The following is a 211-nucleotide window of genomic DNA, read 5'->3' on the forward strand; positions in this document are numbered from 1 at the left end:
GCGCGAGCAGCTCCGAGGTCCAGGCCTGCGGCCACCCGGCGGGGCCCAGCGCGTCCAGCCCGTCCGCGTCCGCCCCCCCGGGGGGGGGGCCGGCGGGGGGGCCCCCCCCCCCGGCCCCCCCCCCCCCCGCGCCCCCCACCCCCCCCCCCCCCCCCCCCCCCCCCCCCCCCCCCCATATTAACCACCACACCCCCCAAACCGAGATTGTCAA

It is taken from the genome of Streptomyces sp. Isolate_45 (assembly GCF_024721315.2).
GTDB lineage: Bacteria > Actinomycetota > Actinomycetes > Streptomycetales > Streptomycetaceae > Streptomyces.